The organism is Faucicola osloensis (assembly GCF_020041925.1).
Classification (GTDB): Bacteria; Pseudomonadota; Gammaproteobacteria; order Pseudomonadales; family Moraxellaceae; genus Faucicola; species Faucicola osloensis_D.
This window is the reverse complement of record NZ_CP083409.1, coordinates 363,785-389,335: the sequence shown is the minus strand read 5'-3', so window position 1 is coordinate 389,335 and position 25,551 is coordinate 363,785. Positions and strand designations below refer to the sequence as shown.

The window sequence follows — 25,551 nt, the reverse complement described above, 5'->3', positions numbered from 1 at the left end:
AGCGCTTTATTATAAAGCTTCAGGTTATTATAAAGCTTTAAGGTCAAAAAGGGCTTAGGTTGCCAATAAACCCTTGTAATCAATTAGGCTTTTACCACAATATTGACCAGTTTATTGGGCACCACGATTTCTTTGACGATATCGCCGGTAATAAATTTAGCGACGCTGTCGAGTTGTTTTGCTTCGGCTTTTAACCAATCGCTGTCACTGTTTGGCGCCACATCCATTTGACCACGGATTTTGCCGTTGACTTGCACCACCATGGTGATAGTGTCTTGTACCAAGGCGGAAGTATCAACGGCTGGATAGCTTAGTGTCATCACATCAATCCCTAACTGCTCAAGTAGGACTTCTGCCATGTGCGGCGCGTACATGGTAAGCAAGGTCAATAATGTTATGAGTGCTTCATTGGCTACCGCCAAATCGCTATCAGAAGCGATTTCAAACGCCGTGAGTTCGTTCGACAGTTCCATTAAAAATGACACGGGCGTATTGAGCGCCAAGTTTTTGCCAAAGGCGTCATCTAATTTGCCGATCGTATCATGTGTTTTACGGCGTAGATTTTTAGCGGCTTTACTCAGCGACTGGGCATCACTCACCGATAAGGTTGCTGCGGTTAAAGATTGTTGTGCCAATGTTTCAGCATGCTCGATGGTATAACGCCATACTTTTTTCAAAAAGTTATACGGACCTTTTAGTCCATCGTCAATCCATTCAAGCGTTTGGTCGACAGGCGCGGTAAACATGGTGTAAAGTCGAACCGTATCTGCGCCATATTGATCAATAGTCGCTTGTGGGTCGACACCATTGTTTTTTGACTTTGACATTTTTTCGATTTTGCCAATTTTGACAGGCTGACCATCGGCTTTTAAGGTCGCTTCGATGGGCTGACCTTTGTCGTTGTAGCGGATATCAACTTCTTCTGGAAAGTAATAGGATTTGCTACCATCGGCATTTTCGCGAAGATAAGTACCCGCCAAGACCATGCCTTGGGTGAGTAAATTAGCAAAAGGTTCATCACCCTGCACCAAGCCTTCATCACGCATAAGCTTGTGGAAAAAACGCGCATACAGCAAATGTAACACGGCGTGCTCAACACCGCCTACATATTGATCCACAGGTAGCCATTTATCGGCGGCGACTTTATTAATCATCCCATCAGTATAATTGGGTGAGGCAAAACGCGCGTAATACCAGCTTGATTCTACAAAAGTATCAAAGGTATCGGTTTCACGTTTGGCAGGCTTGCCGCAACATGGACAGTTGACATCGGTAAATGAAGCAAGATTGTTGAGGGGATTGCCGCGTCCATCGGGCACTACATCTAAAGGTAATACCACAGGCAGCTGACTTTCAGGGACAGGCACTGTACCGCAGTCTTTACAGTTGATAACCGGAATTGGGCAACCCCAATAACGCTGGCGAGATACTCCCCAATCGCGTAGCCGATAATTGATGGTTTTTTTACCCAAGCCTTTCGGCTCAAGTTGGGTTAAAATTTTGTCAAAGGCTTGTTTAAAATTTAAACCGTCTAACTCGCCCGAGTTAATAGCCACGCCATTTTGCTTATCGCCATACCAGTCTTGCCAAGTCGTTGCATCAAATTCTTGACCTTGTTTGTGGAGTTCATCTAGGTCAATCACTTGCTTGATAGGCAACTGGTATTTATTGGCAAATTCAAAGTCGCGTTCATCATGCGCAGGGACTGCCATAACAGCGCCAGAACCGTAGCTCATTAAGACGTAGTTAGCGACCCAAACAGGCACTTGCTCACCGGTTAACGGATGGGTGACAGTCAGACCCGTGTCCATACCCATTTTTTCAGCTTTGGCTAAGTCTGCCTCGGCAACTGAGCCTTTTTTGCAGGCTTCAATAAAGCTTTGTAAGGCAGGATTGGTCGCGGCAGCGTGTTTTGCCAGTGGATGCTCAGCTGCCACCGATACATAAGTCACACCCATTAAGGTATCAGGACGGGTAGTGAACACATCTAGGGTTTTTTCTTCACCATTTAAGGTATAGGGAAAATGAATTTCCATGCCTTCAGAGCGACCAATCCAGTTGCGCTGCATAGTAATCACTTGCTGTGGCCAATGACCTTCCAGCTTATCCAAATCAGTTAACAGCTCGTCTGCGTAGGCGGTGATGTTAAAGTAGTACATGGGGATTTCGCGTTTTTCAATTAGCGCACCTGAGCGCCAACCGCGACCATCCACCACTTGCTCATTGGCAAGGACGGTATTATCAACAGGGTCCCAATTCACCGTTGAGAGTTTTTTGTATACCAAGCCTTTTTTGAACAGTTGTACAAATAGCCATTGTTCCCACTTGTAGTATTCGGGCGTACAAGTGGCAAATTCACGTGACCAGTCAATCGATAGTCCTAATGATTTGAGCTGCGCGCGCATATTGTCAATGTTTGAAAACGTCCACGCAGCAGGGGCAACAGCATTGGCAATCGCTGCATTTTCTGCAGGCATACCAAACGCATCCCAGCCCATTGGCTGCAATACTTCATAACCCTTTAACCGATAGTAACGGCTCAACACATCACTAATCGTGTAGTTGCGCACGTGCCCCATATGTAGCTTACCACTGGGGTAAGGAAACATAGACAGCAAATAACGTGACGGCTTATCTGATGCCGCGTTGTTTACTTGATAGCGATTTTGCTGTTCCCATTTTTGTTGTTGGGCAGGCTCGATAACTTGGGGTTGGTATTGACTGGTTAAAGCTGAATTACTCATAATGGTCTGAATTTGCAGTATTTGAATGGGAAAATATATTAAGCCCCATAGCATAGCCTAAAACCGTAAAAATTGCGATAAAAAAAGGAGCCAATATGAGCATCACCATCTACGGTATCAAAAACTGTAGCACCATGAAAAAGGCGTTTGATAAATTAACTGCACTGGGTTTGGAGTATGAATTTTTTGACTACAAAAAACAGGCGATAGGCAAACCGATATTAGCCCATTGGGTCGAAACAGTTGGTATCGACAAAATCATGAATACCAAAGGTACAACCTACCGCAAACTTAGCGATGCGCAAAAATCCCAAATCAAGCAAGATGTGGATGCCGCGTTAGATATGATGATAGCGCAGCCAAGTATGATTAAGCGCCCGATTGTCGTCTCAGACAATGAGTTAATCATTGGTTTTGATGAAACTGCCTTTGAAAAACTAGGCATGTAAAACTAGGCAAGTAAAGAGGGGCAAGTCAATCCCCAATAAAAAAGCGAGTGATTAAAACTCGCTTTTTTAAGTGGCGGGTAAAAATTATTTTACCGCACTAGCAACCGCAGATTTTACCGCATTCGCAGTTTCAACTGGGGTAGAGGCTGCACCACGTTCTTTATTGACGATAGTTTGTGGGGTCATCACAGAAGCGTCTTGTTTGTGATCGCTTAATGAATAAACATACGCTGCCAATAACATAATACGCTCGTTACCCAGTTTGGTATCCCAATGTGGCATCACACCGGCACGCCCATTACGTATCGTAGTACGAACTGTTTCCCGGTCGCCACCATATAACCACGTGTCGTCGGTAAGATTCAACGCACCAACATCATGGTTACCTTTGGCATCTTTACCGTGACATACCGCACAGTTGGTATCAAAAATAGCCTTGCCTTGATTAACCAAAGTTTGGTTCAACTGACCATTTTCTTTTGAACCATGACCGGGTGATAGTGATAGTACGTATTCAGCTGCAGCGCGAACACCGTCTTCACCAATCTGCGCTTTCCAAGCTGGCATACCACCGACACGACCATGATTTAGGGTTAACAATATTTTATCGGGTGTACCGCCATAAATCCAGTCATTGTCCGTCAAGTTTGGATAACCCGGTGCACCATGCGCTTGTGAGCCATGACACACTGAACAGTTTTGTAAGAACAAACGCTGACCAATTTTAATCGCTTGCGGGTCTTGAGAAAGTTTCAGAACGGCAGGTGCCAGCCCTACAATACCTTTATCAATTTGCGATTTTAATTCGGCATTGGGTTCTGCATTTTTAGCTTGCTGTGCTTGTAATTTAGCAAGGCTATCAATTTGTGCAGTTACCGCTTTGTCTTTTAAGATTTTATCATTGAACGTGCGAGTAAATACGGCATTATTGCGCTCAAGATCGGATGCTAATTCATTAGCACTGGTCCAAGGAACATCTTGCCCATCTACTTTTACCGTAGTAATACCTTTCCATGAGCCTGGCAATATTGATGGGAACAATAGCATGTACAGTAGTGCCCAAGCTAATGTACCCCAAAAGATTGCTAACCACCATTTTGGTAATGGACGGTCAAACTCTTGGATACCATCGTATTCATGGCCTGTGGTACCGTCATCCGACATTTTTGGGCGATAACCCAATACACCGACTAACCAGCACAAAATCCAAGCCCAACAAGCGATGGAAAATAGGGTTATCCAAAAACTCCAAAATCCACTCATTTTTTATCCTTATTGCGTTGTGATGCATCTGTTAGGTCTTCGTCATCTAACGCAAGTTTTGCATCTTCTTCAAATCGTTTGCGATTCTTTGGTGAGTAAGCCCACCAAACAATCGCAATAAAAGCGATAAACGCTGCGACCGTTGCGATACTGTGTAATGTGCCCAACATTAACGTTGACCTTTCATTGCAGTGCCCAGTTGTTGTAAATACGCAACAACGGCATCGAGCTCAGTTTTACCTTGTACCGCATCAGGTGCACCTGCAATATCAGCATCGCTATAAGGCACACCGAAATGGTCGCGGAATAGACGCATTTTTGCTTGTACTTCGTCAGGGTTAACGTCATTTTTTGCTAACCAAGCAAATGATGGCATCACAGACTCAGGTACCAATGATTGTGGGTTAATCAAGTGTTCACGTTGCCAGTCATCAGAATAGCGTCCGCCCACACGCGCAAGATCAGGTCCAGTACGTTTGGACCCCCATAAGAAGGGATGATCCCAAGCGGATTCAGCAGCGCGCGAATAAGGTCCATAACGTTCCACTTCAGCCCGAAGAGGACGAACCATTTGGGTATGACAGACGTGACAGCCTTCACGAATATAAATATCACGACCTTCTAATTCAAGGGCAGTCCATGGCTTCATATTGGGCAAAGGTTGGTTAACTTCTTTGGTATAAATCAATGGCACGATTTCTACCAAAGTCGCAAAACTAATAGCTACAACGATTAGGATAAGAAGAAGACCCGTGTTTTTTTCAATAATTTCGTGATTGATTTGCATGAGTCTCTCCTTAAATCTGTTTTGCGGTAGCAGTTTCTACTACAGGTGTAGTGGTATCCGCTACTTCAACAGTTTTAGTGCTTGGCATCGTGATAGTTTTGTAGACGTTGTAAGCCATGACGACCATACCTGTGACATACAATAAACCACCAAATGCACGACCAATGTAAGGATAGTGCGAGAACAAGACAGTATCAACGAAACTATACACCAGCGTTCCATCTGGATTTGTAGCACGCCACATCATACCTTGACCAATACCTGAAATCCAAAGCGATACGATGTAGAAAATAGTACCTGCAGTAGCCAGCCAAAAGTGCGTGGTGATTAAGTCAGTTGAATACATTTTTTGTTTGTTCCAAATACGTGGAATCAATACATATAATGAACCAACCGTAACCATACCAACCCAGCCTAACGCACCAGAATGCACGTGACCTATCGTCCAGTCAGTATCATGGGATAACGCATTGACGGTTTTGATTGACATCATCGGACCTTCAAACGTTGACATCGCATAGAATGACAGTGCAACAATCAAGAAACGAATAATAGGGTCTGTGCGAAGTTTATCCCAGCTGCCAGATAAGGTAAGTACACCATTAATCATACCGCCCCATGAAGGCGCAAATAAAATGATAGAAAATACCATCCCTAAAGACTGTGCCCAGTCAGGGAGTGCTGAATAATGAAGATGGTGACCACCCGCCCACATATAAGACGCAATTAACGCCCAAAAGTGGATAATAGATAAACGATAGGAGTAAACAGGACGACCGATTTGTACAGGCACAAAGTAATACATCATACCCAAAAACGCGGCTGTTAAGTAAAAACCTACGGCGTTGTGACCATACCACCATTGCACCATAGCATCAGTCGCACCGCCAAACAAGGAATATGACTTCCAGAAGCTCAGAGGGATTGCCATACTATTGACAATATGCAGTAACGCAATGGTCAAAATAAATGCAGCAAAGAACCAGTTAGCAACGTAGATATGCGAGGTTTTGCGTTTCAATAACGTACCAAAAAACACAATAGCATAAGATATCCACACCACGGCAATTAAAATATCAATGGGCCATTCAAGCTCAGCATATTCTTTCGTTGAGGTTAAACCCAAGGGTAGGGTAATAATTGCGCCAACAATAACAAGATTCCACCCCCAAAAGGTGAACCAGGCTAGATAAGGTGCGAATAAACGCGTTTTACACGTTCTTTGAACGATATAATATGAAGTTGCGAATAACGCACAACCACCAAATGCAAAAATCACCGCGTTGGTGTGCAATGGACGCAAATGGCTAAATGTTAGCCAAGGGATACCAAAATTGAGGGCAGGCCATGCCAATTGTGATGCAATGAACACCCCAATTGCCATACCGATAATACCATATACTACCGCCATGATTGAGAACAACTTAATGATGTCCACTTCATAATCATCGGTAATAGGTATTGCTGTGTTTTGTAAATTCATTCGATGATTTCCTTTACAGCCTATATTATCAACAAGTTTAAGCAGAAATCTCCTTTGTGCCTGTCAATAAAACTATCCGGTCAGAGGCGTTGGCACTAGTTATTTTTTTATAAGATAGGCTAACTGTTTAGTGGCTAGTTTCACGATGAATTTTAAAGAAATTAGCGGCTAAATCTTGACGCAAAACAGTAAATTTACAAGCAGTAAAATAGGCTCAAACTCACGATTCTCACCAAGTATTGTAACTTAATCTTTGCTAAATATCATCTAATGTAACGTTCATAGCGCAAAAAAAATTACACACCAACTATTATAATATGAAAAATAAAAAAAACCATGTAAATTGTGGGGATTTTTTTAACACCCCATACACTATCTAGTAACAATGCTAAAAATGGTTAACCGAGCGCCATTATCGTTGTTCTACAAATAGGTTTATTATGCGTTAGAGAATTGTCATTCATACAAAATCTCGGTAAGATGCACAAGTTCTAAACTAACGATAAGGAGAATTTAAAATGGCTAAAATTTTAACACAAGAATGGTTTGATAAAGTTGACGAATTAACCAACAAAGCAGGTGACCTAAATCTATCACCCGCGATTAAAAATATGTCAATTAATTTACAAGTCACAGATAGCGACAATCAAGAAGTCAATGCCGCTTTTTATGATGGCACGATTCATCAAGGTTTGAAAGATGGCGCTTTAACCACCTTAAAACTGGATGCCGATACCTTAAAAGCAATCTTTTTAGATCGTGATATGAACCGTGCAATGGAAGCCTTCATGGCTGGCAAAATCCGCGTCGAAGGCGATATGGGACAATTAATGTCTATCCAAACCGCAAGCCCAAGCGCTGAGCAAAAACAGCTTTTCAAAGACATCTTAGCCAATACACAAGTGTAAATGGGCTGATTAAATAATTTAGGATATTGCGAGCATTATCCGTGTGTTAAGCGAAATATCACTAACACCCCGAGCACAAAGAAAATCATCGATAATATTCGGTGATTTTTTTTATCGCCTGCTTGGGTGGGGTACAGTAGCAAACCTGTGGTATAAACCATCAGACCATTGACCGAGCTAATTTGAGTGGCTAAGGTGGTTTGAGCAGATAGTGGGAGTGGGCTGTGATTTACCAATCCAGTCTGGGCTTGGATAGCGTCTGAAGTAGAAACTGCGGATTTAGTCGACTGATTTGGCATGGGTCATCTTCCCAAAATAACTGATAGAACACTCACAAACGTTAGCGGCTGATATTGGCTAGGCTGTTGAGCCACTATAGGATTTATGACTGAGCCGCTATAGAATTTATGACGTTGATGGGTAAAAATTGATTAAGATCAAATTTAACATAACGATAATATAAAATTATAGTCGATTCAATGAATTAAATAAAATAAAGGGCAAAATTTACATTTATTTACAAAACAACAAAGCCACTGTCATAGTCGGCAGTGGCTTCAAGAAAATTAATCAATAATCTTACAGGGGAAAGGCTTAAAATGCTCTATAATTGGTGGCTGCTTTTTTCTGGTTTTCCATAAAAATAGTCCCCTGTAGCCAAATATTGGCTTGAATATAATCGTTGACTTGAATGGTTGAGTCGATGTTATCGGCATTGACCGCTAAACGAATAACAACAGGATTATTAAGGCTTTCACGTAATATCACCACATCAAGCAATACAAAGTCAACGCCGTTAAAGCTGGCAGTTTGTTTGCCAATAATTTGACCTTGACACCAGGCTTCATCTTGTTGACCGATGGTTTCACCAAATAAATAGGCACACATGTGACCGACATTGATTTCAATTGGCTCCAGCGGTAAGTCGTTTTCGCTAGGTTGCCAAGCGGCGATTTGGGCTTCAAGGTCTTTTGGGGCAACGTTATTATTTTTGGTCAAAATATCATTAAAAGCGCGGTGATAGCGAATCGCTTCAGGCTCATCAACCACAATGGTTTCTGAGCGGTTACTCAAGCTTACACTGTAAGCAAATGCACTCAGATTGATAAAGTAGCGGTGATTTTTTTCATAGTTGTGCGCATTGATGGCATAATACTGGTCAAATACATACAGCACGGTATTGTCATCAGTTTTTAAGCGCAAAATCGCCTCTATCTGATTGTCACATTTATAGACACCTTCAATAGTGACCCATTGCCCATACGGACTATTGACACAAGGAAACGCATTAATCAAACGTTTGGGTGAGCGATTGCTATCAATTTCAATCACTTGATTGACATGAATTGGCTGATTACCCGATAGTAAAATATGCGAAGACGTGGCGTTGGTAGTCTTTAGTGGGGTAGGCATGGTGGCAGTATCGATATGAGATTGCAACCAGTTTGGGACGTCATCGGGAATATTGTTGGTAAAACATGACCAGTGATCTGCATGACCAACCACTTGATCACAGTTTAGACTAATCGTATTGGGAGCATTTGAAGAGGGGGGTTGGTGAGTATTGGTCATAAGACGTCCTTTAAGTGACAACAGGTTTATCAGTAACAACAGGCTTATGTTGCAAACCAACTTAATAAACTAAACAGCTGTCACGATATTTATCAAAATTTTAATGATTACATTATCAGCTATCAATAGGCTAATATCAGCCTTCAAATCATCCCGATTAAATTAACGAGTATCCTCTATTAACCTATCTGTTAACAATGGATTAACCCTTGATTAAGCAGGGATGAAATTTAATTCTGCTATGTTAATGGGGACATGCAGAATTTTTTCACCTTATTTTGCTTAAAACATCCACAATTTATTGCGCAGATATGTTTGATTCTGCGAATTTTTAGCAAAATTGCAAAAAAACTTTTGCCAAAACGGTAAAAAAGTGTGTCAGACTAACACGCTTTTAGCAGGCTTGAATAATAGTTTTGAAATAAGTTATTTTATTGCCTGCTTGTATCATCAAAATAGTGATAATTTTTAGGAATGCTATGTTTCGACCGTTGGCTTTGTTTTTAGGATTACGGTATACCCGTGCTGAGCGAAGTAACCGATTTATTTCTTTTATTTCTTTGATTTCAATGGTGGGTTTGACGCTTGGCGTCGCTGTGCTCATTACGGTGTTATCGGTGATGAATGGCTTTGACCGCGAACTCAAGAGTCGTATTTTGGGGATGGTGCCGCAAGCCACCGTCACTGCCAGTGAAATTATCCCAGACTGGCAGACGCTAGCGCAAACGATTCAAAAAGACCCCAAAGTTGAAGCCGTCGCACCTTTTATCCAATTACAGGGTATGCTCACCGCGAATGGACAAGTTGCAGGTATCATGGTGACCGGTATTGAACCAAGCTATGAGAAAAAAGTCTCGATTATTCATCAGCATATGGAAAGTGGTAGTGTCGATAGTCTAAAAGCAGGTCAATTTGACATTGTGATTGGCAAGCAAATGGCGGATTCACTGGGGGTGAAACAAGGCGATATGGTCACTTTGGTGTTACCAGAAGCCTCACCATCGCCTGCTGGCGTGATTCCGCGCTTTAAGCGTTTTACCGTCACTGGGGTGTATGACATCAGCCCTGAGGTTAACAATATTATGGCATTCATCCCTATGAATGATGCGGCTACGTTATTGCGTCTGCCTGCGGGAGCACAAGGTATTCGCATGAAGCTAAAGGATTTGTTTGCCGCACCACAAGTGGCTCAGCAAGCAGCGAGTCTTGCACCCAATATGCTCATGCCTAGTGACTGGACATCGACGCATGGGAATTTATTTGGTGCCATCCAAATGGAAAAAGCCATGGTGGGGTTGTTGCTGTTTTTGATTATTTTGGTTGCTGCATTTAACATCGTCTCATCCTTGGTGATGCTGGTGACTGATAAAAAGGCGGACATTGCGATTTTAAAAACCTTTGGTGCGTCGCCTAAGCTCATCACCCAAGTGTTTATGGTGCAAGGATTGTTTATCGGGGTGATTGGTACCGTCGCGGGAACTATTTTGGGCGTGATTTTAGCGTTGACCGTGAGCGATGTGGTAGGCGGCATCAATAGTTTATTTGGGTTACATTTATTTGATGCATATTTTGTCAACTATTTACCTTCACAACTTGAATGGAAAGACGTATCTATCATCGTGGCAGCCTCACTGGTAATAAGTTTTGTGGCAACCATTTATCCAGCACGCCGAGCAGCTAGCATTCAACCGGCTCAAACATTGCGTTATGAATAGGAGTGAGCCATGACGACGATTTTAACAGGCAAAAATATCACCAAGACCTATCAAGATGGTAAAACCACCACGAATGTGCTCAACCATCTGGATATCAGTATTAACAGTGGCGAGCGCATCGCCATTGTTGGCACGAGCGGGTCGGGTAAAAGTACCTTGCTACATATCTTGGGTGGCTTAGATGTGCCCACCAGTGGCGAAGTTTGGCTACATGGGCAACGCATCAATGATCTGAATGAAACCCAGCGTGGTGAGCTTCGTAACCAACATTTGGGCTTTATTTATCAGTTTCACCATTTGTTAGCGGAGTTTACTGCGATTGAAAATGTGGCCATGCCGCTATTGATGCGAAAAGCAGTGCCAATCGCAGTAGCGCGTCAACAGTCTATTGAATTATTGGAAAAAGTAGGGCTGGGGCATCGGCTCACTCACCGCCCAGGCGAGCTGTCTGGCGGTGAACGTCAACGGGTGGCGATTGCTAGGGCGCTGGTGACAAAGCCTTCATTAATACTGGCTGATGAGCCCACAGGTAACTTAGACTATGCCAATGCGCAGGCGGTGTTTGAAATCCTATCAGAACTACAAAAAGATTTTAATACCGCGCTGTTGATGGTCACCCATGACCGGCAATTGGCACAGCTGGCGGATAAACAATTGGCCTTACAAAATGGTACGTGGGTGGCTTAATACTCATCGAGTAGCCAACCGCTGATAAAAGCAAAGTATTCGCGAAACCACACATTTGGACGGATATACCAAGGCGTGTCAGACCCGACTACCTGTAAATTGGTATATCCTTGTCGTTTACCAATAAGACTTGCGCGCAAGGTGTGAAAATCACTGGTGACTGCGATTATCGGCTGATTTAAGGCAATCCCTTGCTGCGCTAAAATCTTTTTACTATGGATAAAGTTAAGCTCGGTACTGGTGCTGTGTTCTTCAAGCGCAATATGCGCCAAGCTGATACCATAGGTGTCGTGTAAATAATCCGCCATCGCTCTGGCTTCACTGACATCTTCTCCCGCATCAAAACCACCACTGGTTATCACAAGTGCGTTTGCAAAACGCTTGATGACTTCAGATGCTTTATCCAAACGCAGTTTTACCGCATCGGTCGGCTTATTATCTTTTGTTCCGCCACCTAAGACAATAATCGCTTGCGCTGCCTTAGGATGGTTATCCGTATTAAAGTGCTGTTTTAAATAGCTAACAAAGACACAAAAACTTATTAACCAGACAAAAAATAGTAGCCAAATCAGCTGCCATAATTTTTTTAATGACGGATGTGACGCCAAATAAAGTTGAATACGCTCCCAATATACCGCATGGCCTAAAAAAATTAGCCCTATGCCCAATGGCACTAGGGTGCCAATATGAAAAACACGATTGGCTAGCAATAGCCCGCAGTCAACAACCAGTATCAATCCTGCAATCCCTAGACTGATTTGAATGCTTTTTTTGCCGAACACTGAGGCATTGTCATTGCCGCTAATCAATTGAGTCAACATCGATTAATAATTTCCAAAAGTTGCTATTTGTTTTACTATATCGTTCATTCGATAATTGTAAGGGAAGAAGCGGGCTATCGCTATCTTTATCAAGGATGAAACATGATTTGGCTCATCACGGTTGCCAGTTTGTTGGGTTTTTTAGTGGTAAATACACTAGCAAATCAACCTTTGATGACAGGTTATGCGCTAACAAGCTATGAGATAACCAGTTATGATGCAAAAATTTGGCAACTGTTATCAGTGGCACTGTTGATAGCGCTGCTAATCAATGTAGGTTTATACCATGGCTGCAAGCGTAAACAGCTAAAACGAGCGTCGTCAAACCCTGAATTAGCCTACCGTTTTGCCTTACCGTTATTATCAAGCTTTATCTTTTTGCTGACACTCATGTTGAGTGCCAGTTACGGTTTATATCATTATAAGCGCTATGAAAACGCGTTATTGCCCTCAGCGCTCACAGTGGATGCTATCGTTGAATCGCATCAAATCAGCGATACGCTGAGCCAAATGAGCCCGCTATCAAATGATAATACCCTGATTGGTAATGGTTTTATCAAACAAATCCTGCAAGTCCGCGTTGACAAGGGCGGTGATGCTGATGCATCGTCAGCAACCCCCCAGCCACCGCTAACGGCACTCATTACCGCTAACATCAAAGATAACCTTGAATGGGAAGCGACCTTGTCGCAATTAAGACCTGGCATGCAGCTTAACGTAAAATTACAGCTTGCGCCCATTGCAAAGCCTAAGCCTACAAGCTTACCCAGCAATGCCAAACCGCTCATGCTAGGATTTGATGAAGCGCAATGGTTAAGACAGCGTGGGGTGCAAGCAAAGGGAGTGATAATCGGTATTGAAAAAACGAGCCTACGGGAATTTAACCCATCCCATGTCACAGACCGTATGGCTATTGCTATCGAACAATTGCGCTGGCAACTACGCCAAAAAATCCTCGCTAATTTGCATACAACCCTGCTGAAACAATCCACCTCTATAGCCACTTCTAAAAATACCGATATTGCCCAACCCGCTTTTCAAAGTTCAATTCAGAGCGCTATCCAAAGCCATGCAATCTTATTGGGACTGTTAACCGGTGATAAAAGCCTGATGGATAGCAACCTTAAGAATCGCTATCAAGTCACGGGGATTAGCCATTTATTAGCAATTTCAGGCCCGCATGTGCTGATGCTAGCTTCTATCGTATCTGTTTTTGTATTATGGCTCATTAAGTGGCTTGCGCCGCAGTTGTTGGTCAAATTACCGAGTAGTTTGTTGGTGCTGTGGGTGAGTGTGGTGATGGCAGGGTTTTATGCGCTGCTGGTGGGTTTTGAAATACCTGCGCAGCGGACATTTTGGATGCTGTTACTGCTCACGCTGTCGAAACAGTTATTGGTTAATTTTTCTGCTTATCGGCTGTTGGCTTGGGTTGCGCTAGGCATGATTTGGCTAGAACCGACGGCAGTCGGGCAAGCAGGGTTTTGGTTATCCTTTGTGGCGGTGGTTTTACTGTTAAAATTTAGCGAGACAATAGGGACAGTTAGCACCATTGAAATTAAGGATGTTAGTCAGTTACTAGCGCCTACTGCACGCGCCAACGTGCTGACCGGTTTTGTTAAAACCATAAGCCATCAATTCAAGGCGTTATTAAAACTGCAAATTTGGCTATTTTTTTGGATGCTGCCTATCGTGGTGTGGTTTTTTGGCAAAGTATCAGTCATCGGCATCTTGGTAAACTTGCTAGCCGTACCATTTTTAGGCTTGGTGGTTGTACCCTTGGATATGTTGGCAGGCGTCGTTAGCTGGCTACCTGTGATAGGGGATTGGCTGAGCCAAATCATTTGGTCGATGCTAACAACCCTGCTCAATCTATTTCATCTTTTGCTCAACCAACTTATTAACACGGGTTTTGCCAAGCAATCATTTTTCGCCTTGACACAAACGCAGCTTGCCCTGTGCTTGTTAATTGCGTTACTGGGGTTGTTAAAAGGCTTGTTGCCTAGAATGCTGATGTTGCCACTGGCTATCCTATTGATATTATTGCCACAGCAGCAGCGAAGTTTAAGTAAAAACAAGCCGACTCTGGCAGTTGGTGATAACCCTAAACTGGTAATCAGTTTGTTAAAGAAAGGCGATGATAGCTGGCTGATTTTGTCGGACAATCAAGTAAAAGCCGCTCAGGCGGATAAACGCAATTTTTTGAAAACCAAACAAGCTATTAACAATGCTCCGGCTGATGAAGAAATCAGTTCGCTGTTAAACCGTGATATTTATCCGCTGTTGGCAAATCAGCAGGTTCATCGATTAACTGGGGTGATTAGTCAAACGCCCAGTGTCCGCGTCAATGAGCTGGTGCAACAACTGGCAACCCATGTACCTGTTCAAGCCTACTGGCTGGCAGGGTATGATGTCGAACACAGCAGGCTCGATGTGACAGATAAGGCTGTATCTACAAGTTTTCGCGCGATTACACCCCGCAGTTGCCAAGCCGCCCAACGTTGGCAACAAGATGGCTTGGAAATCACAGCGATGTCGGGATGGCACTTGGATTTAGCCTTGACCGACGAGCAAAAGCTAGCGACCCAAACCTGTTATATTCACATCCGTTTCAAGCCACCAACCGGTAAACCCTACGATGTGCTGATGTTGGCAGGTAATAGCGATATCCCCATGCAAATGACTGAAAAATTATGCACGGTATCGGCGACCCATTTAATGATTCAGCCCTATAATTTATCCATTAAACCATCGTGGCTAGCGTTGACTAAACCTTCCTTACTGTATGTGGTCACAGGCGCGTATAAGTCGCAAAAACTGGGCGAAGATAGCCAATTATCGCTAGCTAGTTGGTCAGTGGATAAGCCTGCCGACCATCCGTTCGAAGTCCTGTATGCCGATCAAGTGGGCGCGTTAATTTACACGCTCACCCCAGATGATACGGACTGACAATTGACGATTTGGCTACAAGGCAGTGATTGTAATTTTGACCGCTTCCCCCTATCATGGGCGGTAAATTACATATTGCTAAGGAACTTTTATGTCAGATAATTGGCCACCCGATCCTAACCAACCCTCACAATCAAAGCCACCTGTTCAACCAAACCATACGCAAAACTTGCCACCCAATACGCCATACGCAGGCCAAGAATGGCAATTGCTAGAAAAAACGCTGATGGCAAGTCTTGTGGAGCAGCGCCGTGCAAGACGCTGGGGTATTTTCTTTAAGCTCATCACCTTGGGCTATGTGCTACTATTTGGCGCGGTGGTAGCCAAAGGCTGTAGTGGCTCTGCCAAAAGTGGCATGAGTGATATCGATATGACCAACCCGCATTTAGCCGTCGTCGATGTCAAAGGCGTTATCAGCAGCGACAATGAAGCCAATAGTCAAGCGGTGGGCGAGGCATTGACGGAAGCGTTTAACAACGACCAAGCGCAAGCGGTGGCGTTACGCATCAACTCACCGGGTGGCTCACCTGTGCAATCTGATGAAATCTGGCAAACCATGACCGAATTGAGAAAAGCCCATCCTAACAAAAAACTGTATGCCGTTATCGAAGATATGGGCGCTTCGGGCGCGTATTATATCGCATCTGCAGCTGATGAAATTTGGGTCAATCCTTCAAGCTTGGTCGGCTCAATCGGCGTGATTATGCCAAGCTACAATGTCCAAGGTTTGATGGATAAACTAGGCGTTAAAGATGGCACCATGACAGCCGGTGCGCACAAAGATATTTTAAGCATGAGCCGCCCGCTCTCCGATTTTGAGCGCCAGCATGTACAAGGTGTCCTTGATAACACCCACGCCCATTTTATCAATGCTGTCAAACAAGGTCGCGGCAATCGCCTCAAAAATCCTGACGCCAATCAGCTTTTTTCCGGGTTATTCTGGAGTGGTGAGCAAGCGATTAATCTCGGTTTGGCGGATAAAAAGGGCGGCATCAGCACCCTTGAGTCTCAGCTAAAACTAGACAATGTAGTGGAATATAACCCAGAAGACCCGGTGAAAAAAGTGTTCGGTAAATTTGCTAGCCAAATCGGCTATGGGTTTGGCGAAACGCTCTCCAAAGGCTTTGCTAGCCAATTAACCCACGCCGCTGCAAATGACAAAGGGATGCAATAACCATGTCATCTGAGACGAGCCAGCATCTGTTAGCCAATAGTTTGCCCTCTACGCCAACGCTAGCGACAGGCATAGAGGGGATAACAGCGATAGCACAGGCAGGGCAGATAGGGGAGACAGCAGGGACAGGGCAAAAACCGCTGATACACTTTGCGCATGCCAATGGGATTCCATCGCGAACCTATCAATATCTATTTGATTTGCTCAGTGATGAATTTGATATTGTCTACATCCCAGCGTTAGGCATTGACCCGCGTTATCCGGTTGATAACCATTGGCAAAAACTGACCCAACAAGTGATTGATAGCATCCAAGCGCACTTAAGCGCGCGCGGGCAAACCAAGGTCATCGGGCTAGGGCATTCGCTTGGCGCATTGTGTACGCTGCAAGCCAGCTATGAAGCGCCCGAGCTATTTAGCCAAGTGATTGCCTTAGACCCACCGCTCATTCATGGCTACTATTCGATGGCACTACATTGGGCAAAACGCTTTAGCCCACGGTTAGTAGATAGGCTCACGCCTGCAGGTCTATCAAGCCATCGCCGTGACACGTGGCCAAGCCGTGAAGTCGCCTACGAGCATCTGCGACATAAAGCATTCTATCGACACTTTGATGAGCGCTGTTTTAATGATTTTATTCGTTATGGCTTGACTGATACTGCAGATGGGCAAGTGACGCTTACCATTCCAAAAGCGGTGGAAGTAGCGGTGTTTCGTACCAATCCTTCACTATACTGGCAAAAACCTAACCATCAGCCGGCTGTCCCTGCCAAACAAATAATTGGTAAAGATAGCCTGTTTCTCAAACGTGGGTTTCCTGCGCTGGTCAAACGGCGTATGGGCATTGATTTTGAAGTGCATGAAGGCGGGCATATGTTCCCGTTAGAATACCCAGCCAGTACGGTTGAACGAATCAAAGCGCTTATTCACTCAGTCAATCATGAATCATGATATCCAGTAACAACACAAATATCCATTCAAAGGTTTAATGTGCAAAACTTATCATTACAGCCTAGCACCCCCATCTACGATTTGCCTAAGACCATTGTGCTATCTATGGTGTTATTGGCGGTGTTTTTTGCCAGTCAATTGATTGGCGTGGTGTTATTTGCACCATGGGTGCTACAAGATGCAGCAAATTTGGATATTGCTGAAAAAGTGTTGCAGGGCAGTGAAAACGGCACATTAATGAGTCTATCACTAGGCTTTACCTTAGCCATGGTGCTCGGCTGCGTTTATTTGTTTATCGGATTTAAAAACAGCCGTGTCAAAGATTATCTTGCCCTTAAATCCTTTACTTGGTATCAGTTGTTACAATGTAGCGCGCTGCTGATTGTGCTAAATGTTATCATCAATCTAGTCACCGTCTGGCTGGGTCGCGAGCCCATGATGTTTATGGACAATCTTGCCGAGTCCGCACATCCGCGGTGGCTGCTTGTGCTGGCGATGGTGGTATTTGCGCCGATTTATGAAGAAGTGATGTTTCGCGGGTTTATGTGGACAGGGCTTGCCAGCTCAAAGCTTGGTATATGGGGTGCCAGTGTGCTAACCAGTATCGTATTTGCGGTGATTCATATGCAATACGGTGTGGTAGAATTATTGGGGATTTTTTGTCTAGCGATGTTATTTAGCTATGGGCGTATCATGTCAGGGTCACTGTTATTGCCTGTGGTGTTGCATATGATGAATAATGCTTTGGCGATGGAACAGTATTTGTACGGCTAGTCTTTTTCAGCTAACTTTTAACCCGCATTTAACGCCAATACCGCTTCACCCGCTTCACGAACTTGGACGACCGAGAGGGATTTTTGCCCGCTAAGTGCCTGACGCCATTTACGACTGCCTGTCAATCCTTGGAACAAGCCTAAATAATGGCGCATAATGACCGTCAATGGTGTGCCACGCGCGTCACTGGCTGCCAAAAAATCCAGTAATTGATAAAAAATATCCGCTCGGCTAGGTACTGGCTCGTCCCACAGCTGCATGGCTTCGGCTAGAATATAAGGGTTGTGATAAGCTTCACGCCCAATCATCACACCATCGACTTTCGTCAGATGGGTTTTGATTTCATCAATAGTGGTGATACCGCCATTGATTTCCACAAATATATCGGGAAAATCCTGCTTTAAGCGGTACACATCCTCATAGCGAAGGGGCGGAATTTCACGATTTTGTTTAGGGCTTAAGCCTTGTAGCCAAGCGGTGCGCGCATGGACGATGACATGCTGACAACCTGCTTTCACCACATGATCCACAAAATCCGCCATAAACTCATAACTATCAAAATTATCAATGCCAATACGATGCTTGACAGTGACGGGAATGTCCACCGCATCACGCATCGCAGAGACAATATCTGCCACCAATTTGGGCTCTGCCATCAAGCAAGCCCCGATTTTGTAATGTTGTACCCGATCGGACGGGCAGCCAACATTTAGGTTGATTTCATCATAACCATAGTCTTGTCCGATTTTTGCACAGCGCGCCAATTCGTCAGGAGCTGAGCCGCCAAGCTGAAGCACCAAAGGATGTTCATTGGGGTAAAATCGCAGCTGATAGTCTGTATCCCCCTGCAGTATCGCAGAGGTACTTATCATTTCAGTATAAAGGTAGGTATAAGGATTAAATAATCGAGCAAAGTAACAATAATCGCGTGTACTCCAATCAATCATTGGGGCGGTGGACAATCGTTTATGCTGCATTGAGGTCATAGGCAGCGTTATAGGCAGTGTCATAGGCAAATATTCAAAAAAAGTGGTTAATCTATAGCTAATCTATCAGCTAATCAATAAAAGCGGGCGCTAAAAAAGCGATGGTAAAACAACTATCAGCGATGAAAAAACTCAAGAATTCATCAGCCGCTTATCTTCCATGCGATACAAACCATGCAAATTGGTCAACAACATACCCATGATAATGCCAATCACACAGATAAATACCAGATACAAGGCGCTTGAAAGCATTAATCTATGTGAAAAATAAACCAATAGCACAGGCAATAATGCGCCTGTCAATGCATACGCCACGTTATAGGTAAAGCTAATACCACTTAGGCGTACACTCACTGGAAACAGACGCACACAAATACTTGGGACTAAGCCAATCACGCCAGAGAAAAATCCTAAAATCGCATAGTTAATCAGTAGTAACTCGCTACTGTTTTTCAGTGAAACAAAGAAAATAACACTGGCAATGCTTAAAAATATACAGCCTAAAGTAAATACACGACCTGAGTTAAAACGATCGGCAAAATAACCATAGGTTAACGCCCCCAATCCACCAAAGATAATACCCACTCCATTGGATATCATCATCAAACTGGTATCGACATCAAAAAACTGGATGCCCAAAATCGGCAAAAGCAAATAAATCGTCAGATAAATACTGGCGGTAAACCAGGACAAACCCAGCGTCATCACCGTACCATAACGGTATTTGATAATAGCTCGGCGTATTGGCAGACGTTTAACCAAGCGATTTTTAGACTTAGCCATCAGCCAAAGCGGGGTTTCTTCAAGCTTGGCTCGTAACAGCACCGCAAATAGCGTACCGATACTGGCGAGGACAAAAGGAATACGCCAACCATACGATTGCATCTGGGTAGGGGTGAGCATATTTGATAAGGTGGAGCTTAAAATATTGCCCATCAAAGTCGACAAAATCAGTGCACTAATAAGACCGCCACACACTGACCCTAATTGACGCCGTGGCATATGCTCAGCAATGTATACCCATGAAGCGGGCACCTCAGCGCCATAGCCAAAGCCTTGAATTAAACGCAATAATAGCATGAGAACAATCGCTGCCACACCGATATGATGATAGGTAGGCAAACAGGCAATCACTAAACCAGACGCACCCACCAATAGCAAACTATACAGCAACACATGTTTTCTGCCATAGCGATCGCCGATATCACCCAATATCAAACCGCCTAGCGGCCTTGACATATAACCGGCTAAAATCAGCAGCAAAAAACAAATCGACTTTAACGACTCAGGTATATTTTCTGGGAAAAAAGCTTGATTGATACTATCATTAAAATAAAAATAAATCGTAAAATCAAAGGAAGCAAAAAAAGCCCCAAAAATCGTTAAATACACCACGTTTTTTTCGTAGCGATTTAAATCCCTAATTTCTTCGTTGGCATCATGAAAAAATGGCATAGTCGACAATATTACCTAGAAGCTGGCTAAAGGTTTGCAAGCTTTATAATCAATGGACAAATAGGTTAGTTAACGCGCTAAACAATTAAATTCGTCACTCTTCACCTGACAAATTAAATTACTTGACAAATTGAACAATAATTTATCAAAACTGTAATAAATTTAATTATTTAAATAAATATTACAAGCAAACGTCATGATTTAACAGTTGAGATATATTACTTTTTGAAACCGCATACTATAGTGATTTTGGTACTATTTTTACTACCAAAAATGTGTGTTTTTTGTAATATAGCCGCTTATAATAAGCGCTTAAATGGCAAAGCCGAAAAAATCTTTAGCCAAAGTCCATTGACAAATGTCATGTGCGGCTCTTTATCCAAAGTGATAAGCTTTTTATTGGTTTTATCATCATGGGTTTGCCACATCAGTTGTTCATTATCCTTAAGATGTACGCGGTAACTGACATTGAGCATAGAATTATCAAATGTATTATGAAAGGATTTGGCAAGCGCTTTGTCTTCAATCAGCACCCCAAGCTCGGTATTGATGTTGGCAGAGCGCGGATCTACATTATAAGAGCCGATAAACGTATATTTGTCATCCACCGCAAAAGCTTTGGTATGCAAACTGGTGCTGTATTTACTGCGATATAAGCTACGTTTTTTGCGGCGAAAGTCTGCATCGGCAGAGGATTTTAGCTCATAAAGCGCAATCCCTGCTTTGAGCATCGGCACGCGTGCCACGTTATACCCTGAATGCACGATAGGCACATCGGTTGATTCATACGAGTTGGTAAAAATATTGATTTTTACCCCGCTTTCCATGAGTTTGCTTAGTTGCAGCACGCCCAAGTCAGTGGGTACAAAATACGATGAAACAATGGTCAATTGCTGTTTTGGGGTACCAATACGGGCTCGAAGCTGTGATACCAATCGGCTATCTTTATCATCTTGATTAAGCAGTTTTTTGACATCATCTGCCAAAAATTCCATCGGTTGCCAACGAAATTGGATTTTTTTGTTATACAGTTGTTTATCGACTATTGCGCCATTTTGTACCCGATAAAGTTGCGAGCTTTTATGTAGATGGGACTGGCTGTTAATCGGTGCAATCGCAGTCAAAGTCCCCAAAAATGGCTCATCGCTTTTATTACGCTCGGGGTTTTTTGAGGCGCTCACCAAACGCTCGATATCATACGATAGAGGACTATCCCAATAATCTTCAAAACTCTCATTGATTTGGTTGACCACTTTGCCGGCAAGCAAAACATCCAAATCAGCAAACTCAGCGATGCTATCTTTACGCAGATATTCATCGCCAATATTGCGCCCACCAATGATGGATAACTGGCGGTCAAAGGTCATGCTTTTATTGTGCATGCGGCGTTGGTAGCGGGGCAGTGCTACCACAAAATTGGCGGGGGTAAAGCTGCGCACCACTTTGGGGTTAATCAATCGCACTTGGATATTAGCATGCGCAGCAAAGGCAAGCAGCTGTTGGTCAAGTTCCAGATTGGTGTTCAAATCATCGAGTAACAGTCGTACTTTGACACCACGATTGGCAGCTTGGTACAAGTCTTTGAGCATCAATTGCCCTGCTGCATCGTTGTGCCAAATATAGTATTGGATATCGATGGTTTGCTGAGCCATTTCGGTCAAAATACTGCGTGAGGCGAACGCATCACTGCTATCAATCAGCGGATAATAACCGGAAAATTTGCTCGGTGAGGGGTTTTTGCTGGCACTGATACGGCTGATTAAATAATGACCTTGTATACGCGATTTTTCGGAAAATTTTTGCGCACCTGTCAGCTGTGTTGATACAGTTGGCGTAGCGGCGATATGGGGGTTGTTAGGTAGCATTTGGCAAGCGGTAAGTAGTGTAAGTAGCAGCGTAATTAGCAATGGCAAGCAAAATGTCACAATTTTTGGCGTGAGTTTTTGCGATGCTAGTCTGACAAAGCCAACAGATACCGAATAAAATGCTGCTACCAAAGCCTGAATCCTTTTAAAAAAATCACTAATTAACGTGGCACTCACCTAAGAAAAGTTGGTTGTCATGGCGTTTTTGCATAAAATACTGACTTGAAAGCGACCGTCAAATCCAACTTATGCTATCATAATTTATTTGATGCACAAAAGATGTAACATTATGACCCAATTAGACCCCAACTGGCAAAGTGATGCACTTGATTTAAGCCTAGACTATGCCGACCAAACCATCGCCGTGCGAGGCGGTTACCACCGTACCGATGAAGGCGAACATAACGAAGCGATTTTTACCACTAGCTCCTACGTATACAACAATGCCGCCGATGCCGCCGACCATTTTAATGGCAATAAAAAAGGCAATGTCTACTCGCGCCATACCAATCCGACCGTGCGCGCTTTTGAGCGTAGATTGGCAGCTTTAGAGGAAGGCGAGCGCTGCGTGGCAACCGCATCAGGCATGGGCGCGATTTTGACCATGTGTTTGGCGTACCTTCAAGCAGGTGACCATCTGCTAGCAGCCAAGCAATTATTTGGCTCCTCGGTCGCCCTGTTTGATACCTACTTTAAAGCGTTTGGCGTCGAGGTAAGTTATGTCGACTGCTTTGACAATGACGCTTGGCAACAGGCGATGCAGCCAAATACCAAGGTGCTGTACTGCGAAAGCCCTTCCAATCCTTTGGCGCAAATTGCCGATTTAAGCTTTTTATCAAGGCTCGCGCATGACCACGATGCGCTATTAATCGTCGATAACTGCTTTGCAACCCCCGCCATTCAAAAACCTTTGATGTTGGGGGCGGATGTGGTATTGCATTCCGCCAGTAAATATATTGACGGTCAAGGTCGGGTACTAGGCGGTGCATTGGTCGGTAACAATGACTTGATGGAAAAAGCCTTTGGGGTAGTGCGTACCGGTGGGATTAGTCTATCGCCATTTAATGCGTGGGTGTTGCTAAAGGGTCTAGAAACCTTGTCACTGCGTATGAAAGCCCACTGCGAAAATGCCAATCAGATCGCTAAATTTTTGCACAGTCACCCAAAAGTCAGCAAAGTACATTTTTCAGGGTTGCCCGATCACCCATCCCATGACATCGCCAAACGCCAACACACGGCACTCAAAAATGTGCAAGGCGGTGCGTTTGGCGCCATTATTGGCTTTGAGGTGGCTGACCAAGCAGCAGCCTGGCATGTTATCGATAGTACCAAAATGATTTCGATTACCAATAACCTAGGCGATGCCAAAAGCACCATTACCCATCCTGCGACGACGACCCATTTTCGCATGACACCTGAAGCAAGAATCGAGGCAGGCGTAAACGAAGGCTTAATTCGCTTCTCGGTGGGGCTTGAAGATGTCGATGATATTATCGCTGATTTAAAACGCGGTTTGGATACACTCGCCTAACAGAAAGCCAAAATCCACTAGCCAGAACCCAAAAGCCAGTAGCAAAATTTACTGGCTTTTTTATCGCGCTGTTTTATTGCGCTTTTTTATCTGACTTTTTTATTTCAGCGCATTGACCAACAACGGCAATATTTTCCCTGCGTTGTCGGGTAACACGATGTCAACCGCTGTGGTGTTGGTCGGATTGGGATTAATCTCGATGACGGTTGCGCCCTGTTGTTTTGCCAAATCAATCAAGCCCGCCGCGGGATAGACCACGCTTGATGTGCCGATACTCACCAATACGTCGCAATTGAGCGTTGCCGTTTCTGCCGTTTGCCAAGCCTCCTGTGGCAACATCTCGCCAAACCACACAATATCCGGGCGAATCAAACCGCCGCATTCACAATGCTTTAGCTCAGTGTCTGTGATAGCAATGGCTTTGTCATACGATTTGCCGCAATCATGACAACGATTTTTGCCCAAATCCCTATGCAGTTTTGCCACCGTGGCACCGCCTTGCTCATGCAGATTGTCGACATTTTGGCTAAACAACGTCCAAGTTTTACCTTGCTGCTTTGCCAATGCTTGCCATTCACCTAAGGCAAAATGGGCAGGATTGGGCTGTTTATCGGCGATTTGTCCACGCCACCATTGGTGCCATTGCCACACCAAAGCAGGCTCATTTTCAAATGCTTGAATGCTGACCAAATATTCGGCTTGGTATTGTTGCCACAGTCCGGTAAGTTTATCCCGAAAAGTCGAAATGCCACTTTCAGCTGAGACGCCTGCTCCCGTCAGGATGGCAATATTTTGGGCGCATTTAATAACACTAGCGGCTTTATAGAGAGCGACCTCTAGCGATGGGGGTGTAGTTGTTGTCATAGTCATAGTAATAGTCATAGTTTTTTGCTGTTAATGGGTTTATGTGAGTGATGGTATCTTAGCATTTTTATGTGAGTGATTTCAGATTAGCAGTTGTATGTTAAAAATTTGGGCTAACGATTAGCAATAGACAGTTTGCGGTCAAATTCGCTACAATGAACCACCAACATTAGAAACAAACAGGAACACTCATGAACTTACAAGCTCTCATGCAACAAGCGCAAATGATGCAAAAGCAAGTCGAAAAAAACGTTGAAAACGCCAAGAAAAAACTGGCAGAAAAAGAAGTGCATGCCGAAGCGGGTAGTGGCTTGGTGAAAGTCACCATGAATGGTCGCCATGTGGTCAAACGTTTGTCAATCGATCCAAGCCTACTGCAAGACGACCCTGATATGATTGAAGATTTGATTGCGGCTGCTATCAATGATGCCGTGCGTCAGGCCGATGAACTACATGAGACTGAAATGGCGAGTGCCACCAACGGCATGGGTTTACCACCAGGCATGAATGGTTTATTTTAAACCCACTAGGCTTATACTAGGGTTATAAAGTAGGGCTATAAAATAGTGGAAAATTG

The 25,551-nt window shown here is 43.9% G+C and carries 22 protein-coding genes; 10 read left to right on the top strand and 12 right to left on the bottom strand.

Annotated elements, in window-relative coordinates:
- Positions 1 to 83 precede the first annotated feature (83 nt).
- The gene (gene leuS / locus LAJ61_RS01655; protein ID WP_224054230.1) at positions 84 to 2,744 is read right to left on the bottom strand and encodes a leucine--tRNA ligase; all 2,661 of its coding nucleotides are present in this window, start codon (positions 2,742 to 2,744) and stop codon (positions 84 to 86) included.
- Positions 2,745 to 2,839: 95 nt separating this feature from the next.
- Here leuS and LAJ61_RS01650 point away from each other — a divergent pair, with 95 nt between their 5' ends.
- The gene (locus LAJ61_RS01650) at positions 2,840 to 3,193 is read left to right on the top strand and encodes a Spx/MgsR family RNA polymerase-binding regulatory protein (RefSeq protein ID WP_224054229.1); all 354 of its coding nucleotides are present in this window, start codon (positions 2,840 to 2,842) and stop codon (positions 3,191 to 3,193) included.
- 84 nt (positions 3,194 to 3,277) lie between these two features.
- Here the strand turns inward: LAJ61_RS01650 and ccoP are convergent, their stop codons facing one another.
- From ccoP to ccoN, 4 genes are read right to left on the bottom strand one after another with little or no spacing between them, the layout of a single operon-like run.
- Positions 3,278 to 4,456 carry a cytochrome-c oxidase, cbb3-type subunit III gene (ccoP, locus tag LAJ61_RS01645; protein ID WP_224054228.1) on the bottom strand — a complete coding sequence of 393 codons (1,179 nt, stop codon included), beginning with the start codon at positions 4,454 to 4,456 and terminating at the stop codon, positions 3,278 to 3,280.
- Complete coding sequence (locus tag LAJ61_RS01640; protein WP_036597952.1) at positions 4,453 to 4,626, bottom strand: cbb3-type cytochrome oxidase subunit 3; 174 nt, start codon at positions 4,624 to 4,626, stop codon at positions 4,453 to 4,455. The genes ccoP and LAJ61_RS01640 overlap by 4 nt, the downstream gene beginning before the upstream one ends.
- A complete protein-coding gene (gene ccoO, locus LAJ61_RS01635; protein WP_472776713.1) occupies positions 4,626 to 5,243 on the bottom strand; it encodes a cytochrome-c oxidase, cbb3-type subunit II in 618 nt (205 codons plus the stop codon). The genes LAJ61_RS01640 and ccoO overlap by 1 nt, the downstream gene beginning before the upstream one ends.
- Before the next feature lie 10 nt (positions 5,244 to 5,253).
- A complete protein-coding gene (gene ccoN, locus LAJ61_RS01630) occupies positions 5,254 to 6,726 on the bottom strand; it encodes a cytochrome-c oxidase, cbb3-type subunit I (RefSeq protein WP_224054227.1) in 1,473 nt (490 codons plus the stop codon).
- A gap of 518 nt (positions 6,727 to 7,244) precedes the next feature.
- On the opposite strand from ccoN, the gene LAJ61_RS01625 reads away from it, so the two are divergent.
- Positions 7,245 to 7,634, top strand: coding sequence for an SCP2 sterol-binding domain-containing protein (locus tag LAJ61_RS01625; RefSeq protein WP_224054226.1), 390 nt, complete (start codon positions 7,245 to 7,247; stop codon positions 7,632 to 7,634).
- A 35-nt stretch (positions 7,635 to 7,669) separates the two neighbouring features.
- On the opposite strand, the gene LAJ61_RS01620 is transcribed toward LAJ61_RS01625, so the two are convergent.
- A complete protein-coding gene (locus LAJ61_RS01620) occupies positions 7,670 to 7,933 on the bottom strand; it encodes a hypothetical protein (RefSeq protein WP_224054225.1) in 264 nt (87 codons plus the stop codon).
- A 295-nt stretch (positions 7,934 to 8,228) separates the two neighbouring features.
- Positions 8,229 to 9,206: a hypothetical protein gene (locus tag LAJ61_RS01615; protein WP_224054224.1), complete on the bottom strand. Its 978-nt coding sequence runs from the start codon at positions 9,204 to 9,206 to the stop codon at positions 8,229 to 8,231.
- 479 nt (positions 9,207 to 9,685) lie between these two features.
- On the opposite strand from LAJ61_RS01615, the gene LAJ61_RS01610 reads away from it, so the two are divergent.
- Both LAJ61_RS01610 and lolD read left to right on the top strand, forming a co-directional pair.
- Positions 9,686 to 10,921 carry a lipoprotein-releasing ABC transporter permease subunit gene (locus LAJ61_RS01610; protein WP_224054223.1) on the top strand — a complete coding sequence of 412 codons (1,236 nt, stop codon included), beginning with the start codon at positions 9,686 to 9,688 and terminating at the stop codon, positions 10,919 to 10,921.
- 9 nt (positions 10,922 to 10,930) lie between these two features.
- On the top strand, positions 10,931 to 11,608 hold the full coding sequence (lolD, locus tag LAJ61_RS01605) for a lipoprotein-releasing ABC transporter ATP-binding protein LolD (protein ID WP_224054222.1): 678 nt from the start codon (positions 10,931 to 10,933) through the stop codon (positions 11,606 to 11,608).
- Here the strand turns inward: lolD and LAJ61_RS01600 are convergent.
- Positions 11,605 to 12,429 carry a YdcF family protein gene (locus LAJ61_RS01600; RefSeq protein ID WP_224054221.1) on the bottom strand — a complete coding sequence of 275 codons (825 nt, stop codon included), beginning with the start codon at positions 12,427 to 12,429 and terminating at the stop codon, positions 11,605 to 11,607. The two genes, lolD and LAJ61_RS01600, sit on opposite strands and share 4 nt — an antisense overlap.
- A 102-nt stretch (positions 12,430 to 12,531) precedes the next feature.
- Between LAJ61_RS01600 and LAJ61_RS01595 the strand changes: the two genes are divergently transcribed.
- From LAJ61_RS01595 to LAJ61_RS01580, 4 genes are all read left to right on the top strand, one after another.
- Entirely contained in the window at positions 12,532 to 15,375 is a 2,844-nt protein-coding gene (locus LAJ61_RS01595; protein ID WP_224054220.1) for a ComEC/Rec2 family competence protein, read from the top strand.
- Positions 15,376 to 15,466: 91 nt separating this feature from the next.
- On the top strand, positions 15,467 to 16,549 hold the full coding sequence (gene sppA, locus LAJ61_RS01590) for a signal peptide peptidase SppA (RefSeq protein WP_224054219.1): 1,083 nt from the start codon (positions 15,467 to 15,469) through the stop codon (positions 16,547 to 16,549).
- A 2-nt stretch (positions 16,550 to 16,551) separates the two neighbouring features.
- A complete protein-coding gene (locus tag LAJ61_RS01585; RefSeq protein ID WP_224054218.1) occupies positions 16,552 to 17,499 on the top strand; it encodes an alpha/beta fold hydrolase in 948 nt (315 codons plus the stop codon).
- A 39-nt stretch (positions 17,500 to 17,538) separates the two neighbouring features.
- Entirely contained in the window at positions 17,539 to 18,273 is a 735-nt protein-coding gene (locus tag LAJ61_RS01580) for a CPBP family intramembrane glutamic endopeptidase (RefSeq protein WP_224054217.1), read from the top strand.
- 17 nt (positions 18,274 to 18,290) lie between these two features.
- Here LAJ61_RS01580 and dusA read toward each other — a convergent pair whose 3' ends face one another.
- The 3 genes from dusA to LAJ61_RS01565 form a co-directional block, all read right to left on the bottom strand.
- Positions 18,291 to 19,259: a tRNA dihydrouridine(20/20a) synthase DusA gene (dusA, locus tag LAJ61_RS01575; protein ID WP_224054774.1), complete on the bottom strand. Its 969-nt coding sequence runs from the start codon at positions 19,257 to 19,259 to the stop codon at positions 18,291 to 18,293.
- 132 nt (positions 19,260 to 19,391) lie between these two features.
- Positions 19,392 to 20,714: an MFS transporter gene (locus tag LAJ61_RS01570; RefSeq protein WP_224054216.1), complete on the bottom strand. Its 1,323-nt coding sequence runs from the start codon at positions 20,712 to 20,714 to the stop codon at positions 19,392 to 19,394.
- Between the two features lie 299 nt (positions 20,715 to 21,013).
- Positions 21,014 to 22,711, bottom strand: a complete 1,698-nt coding sequence (locus LAJ61_RS01565; RefSeq protein WP_224054215.1) for a phospholipase D family protein — start codon at positions 22,709 to 22,711, stop codon at positions 21,014 to 21,016.
- Between the two features lie 157 nt (positions 22,712 to 22,868).
- Between LAJ61_RS01565 and LAJ61_RS01560 the strand changes: the two genes are divergently transcribed.
- On the top strand, positions 22,869 to 24,110 hold the full coding sequence (locus LAJ61_RS01560; protein WP_224054214.1) for an O-succinylhomoserine sulfhydrylase: 1,242 nt from the start codon (positions 22,869 to 22,871) through the stop codon (positions 24,108 to 24,110).
- A gap of 99 nt (positions 24,111 to 24,209) precedes the next feature.
- On the opposite strand, the gene LAJ61_RS01555 is transcribed toward LAJ61_RS01560, so the two are convergent.
- Positions 24,210 to 24,980 (bottom strand): NAD-dependent deacylase, encoded by a 771-nt coding sequence (locus tag LAJ61_RS01555; protein ID WP_224054213.1) that lies wholly within the window; start codon positions 24,978 to 24,980, stop codon positions 24,210 to 24,212.
- Between the two features lie 185 nt (positions 24,981 to 25,165).
- Between LAJ61_RS01555 and LAJ61_RS01550 the strand changes: the two genes are divergently transcribed.
- Positions 25,166 to 25,495, top strand: coding sequence for a YbaB/EbfC family nucleoid-associated protein (locus LAJ61_RS01550; protein WP_007115923.1), 330 nt, complete (start codon positions 25,166 to 25,168; stop codon positions 25,493 to 25,495).
- Positions 25,496 to 25,551: the final 56 nt, after the last annotated feature.

Coding starts and splice junctions, on each gene's coding strand:
- leuS (WP_224054230.1), bottom strand. CDS start 2,744: ATGAGTAATTCAGCTTTAACCAGTCAATACCAACCCCAAGTTATCGAG.
- LAJ61_RS01650 (WP_224054229.1), top strand. CDS start 2,840: ATGAGCATCACCATCTACGGTATCAAAAACTGTAGCACCATGAAAAAG.
- ccoP (WP_224054228.1), bottom strand. CDS start 4,456: ATGAGTGGATTTTGGAGTTTTTGGATAACCCTATTTTCCATCGCTTGT.
- LAJ61_RS01640 (WP_036597952.1), bottom strand. CDS start 4,626: ATGTTGGGCACATTACACAGTATCGCAACGGTCGCAGCGTTTATCGCT.
- ccoO (WP_472776713.1), bottom strand. CDS start 5,243: ATGCAAATCAATCACGAAATTATTGAAAAAAACACGGGTCTTCTTCTT.
- ccoN (WP_224054227.1), bottom strand. CDS start 6,726: ATGAATTTACAAAACACAGCAATACCTATTACCGATGATTATGAAGTG.
- LAJ61_RS01625 (WP_224054226.1), top strand. CDS start 7,245: ATGGCTAAAATTTTAACACAAGAATGGTTTGATAAAGTTGACGAATTA.
- LAJ61_RS01620 (WP_224054225.1), bottom strand. CDS start 7,933: ATGCCAAATCAGTCGACTAAATCCGCAGTTTCTACTTCAGACGCTATC.
- LAJ61_RS01615 (WP_224054224.1), bottom strand. CDS start 9,206: ATGACCAATACTCACCAACCCCCCTCTTCAAATGCTCCCAATACGATT.
- LAJ61_RS01610 (WP_224054223.1), top strand. CDS start 9,686: ATGTTTCGACCGTTGGCTTTGTTTTTAGGATTACGGTATACCCGTGCT.
- lolD (WP_224054222.1), top strand. CDS start 10,931: ATGACGACGATTTTAACAGGCAAAAATATCACCAAGACCTATCAAGAT.
- LAJ61_RS01600 (WP_224054221.1), bottom strand. CDS start 12,429: ATGTTGACTCAATTGATTAGCGGCAATGACAATGCCTCAGTGTTCGGC.
- LAJ61_RS01595 (WP_224054220.1), top strand. CDS start 12,532: ATGATTTGGCTCATCACGGTTGCCAGTTTGTTGGGTTTTTTAGTGGTA.
- sppA (WP_224054219.1), top strand. CDS start 15,467: ATGTCAGATAATTGGCCACCCGATCCTAACCAACCCTCACAATCAAAG.
- LAJ61_RS01585 (WP_224054218.1), top strand. CDS start 16,552: ATGTCATCTGAGACGAGCCAGCATCTGTTAGCCAATAGTTTGCCCTCT.
- dusA (WP_224054774.1), bottom strand. CDS start 19,259: ATGACCTCAATGCAGCATAAACGATTGTCCACCGCCCCAATGATTGAT.
- LAJ61_RS01570 (WP_224054216.1), bottom strand. CDS start 20,714: ATGCCATTTTTTCATGATGCCAACGAAGAAATTAGGGATTTAAATCGC.
- LAJ61_RS01560 (WP_224054214.1), top strand. CDS start 22,869: ATGACCCAATTAGACCCCAACTGGCAAAGTGATGCACTTGATTTAAGC.
- LAJ61_RS01555 (WP_224054213.1), bottom strand. CDS start 24,980: ATGACTATGACAACAACTACACCCCCATCGCTAGAGGTCGCTCTCTAT.
- LAJ61_RS01550 (WP_007115923.1), top strand. CDS start 25,166: ATGAACTTACAAGCTCTCATGCAACAAGCGCAAATGATGCAAAAGCAA.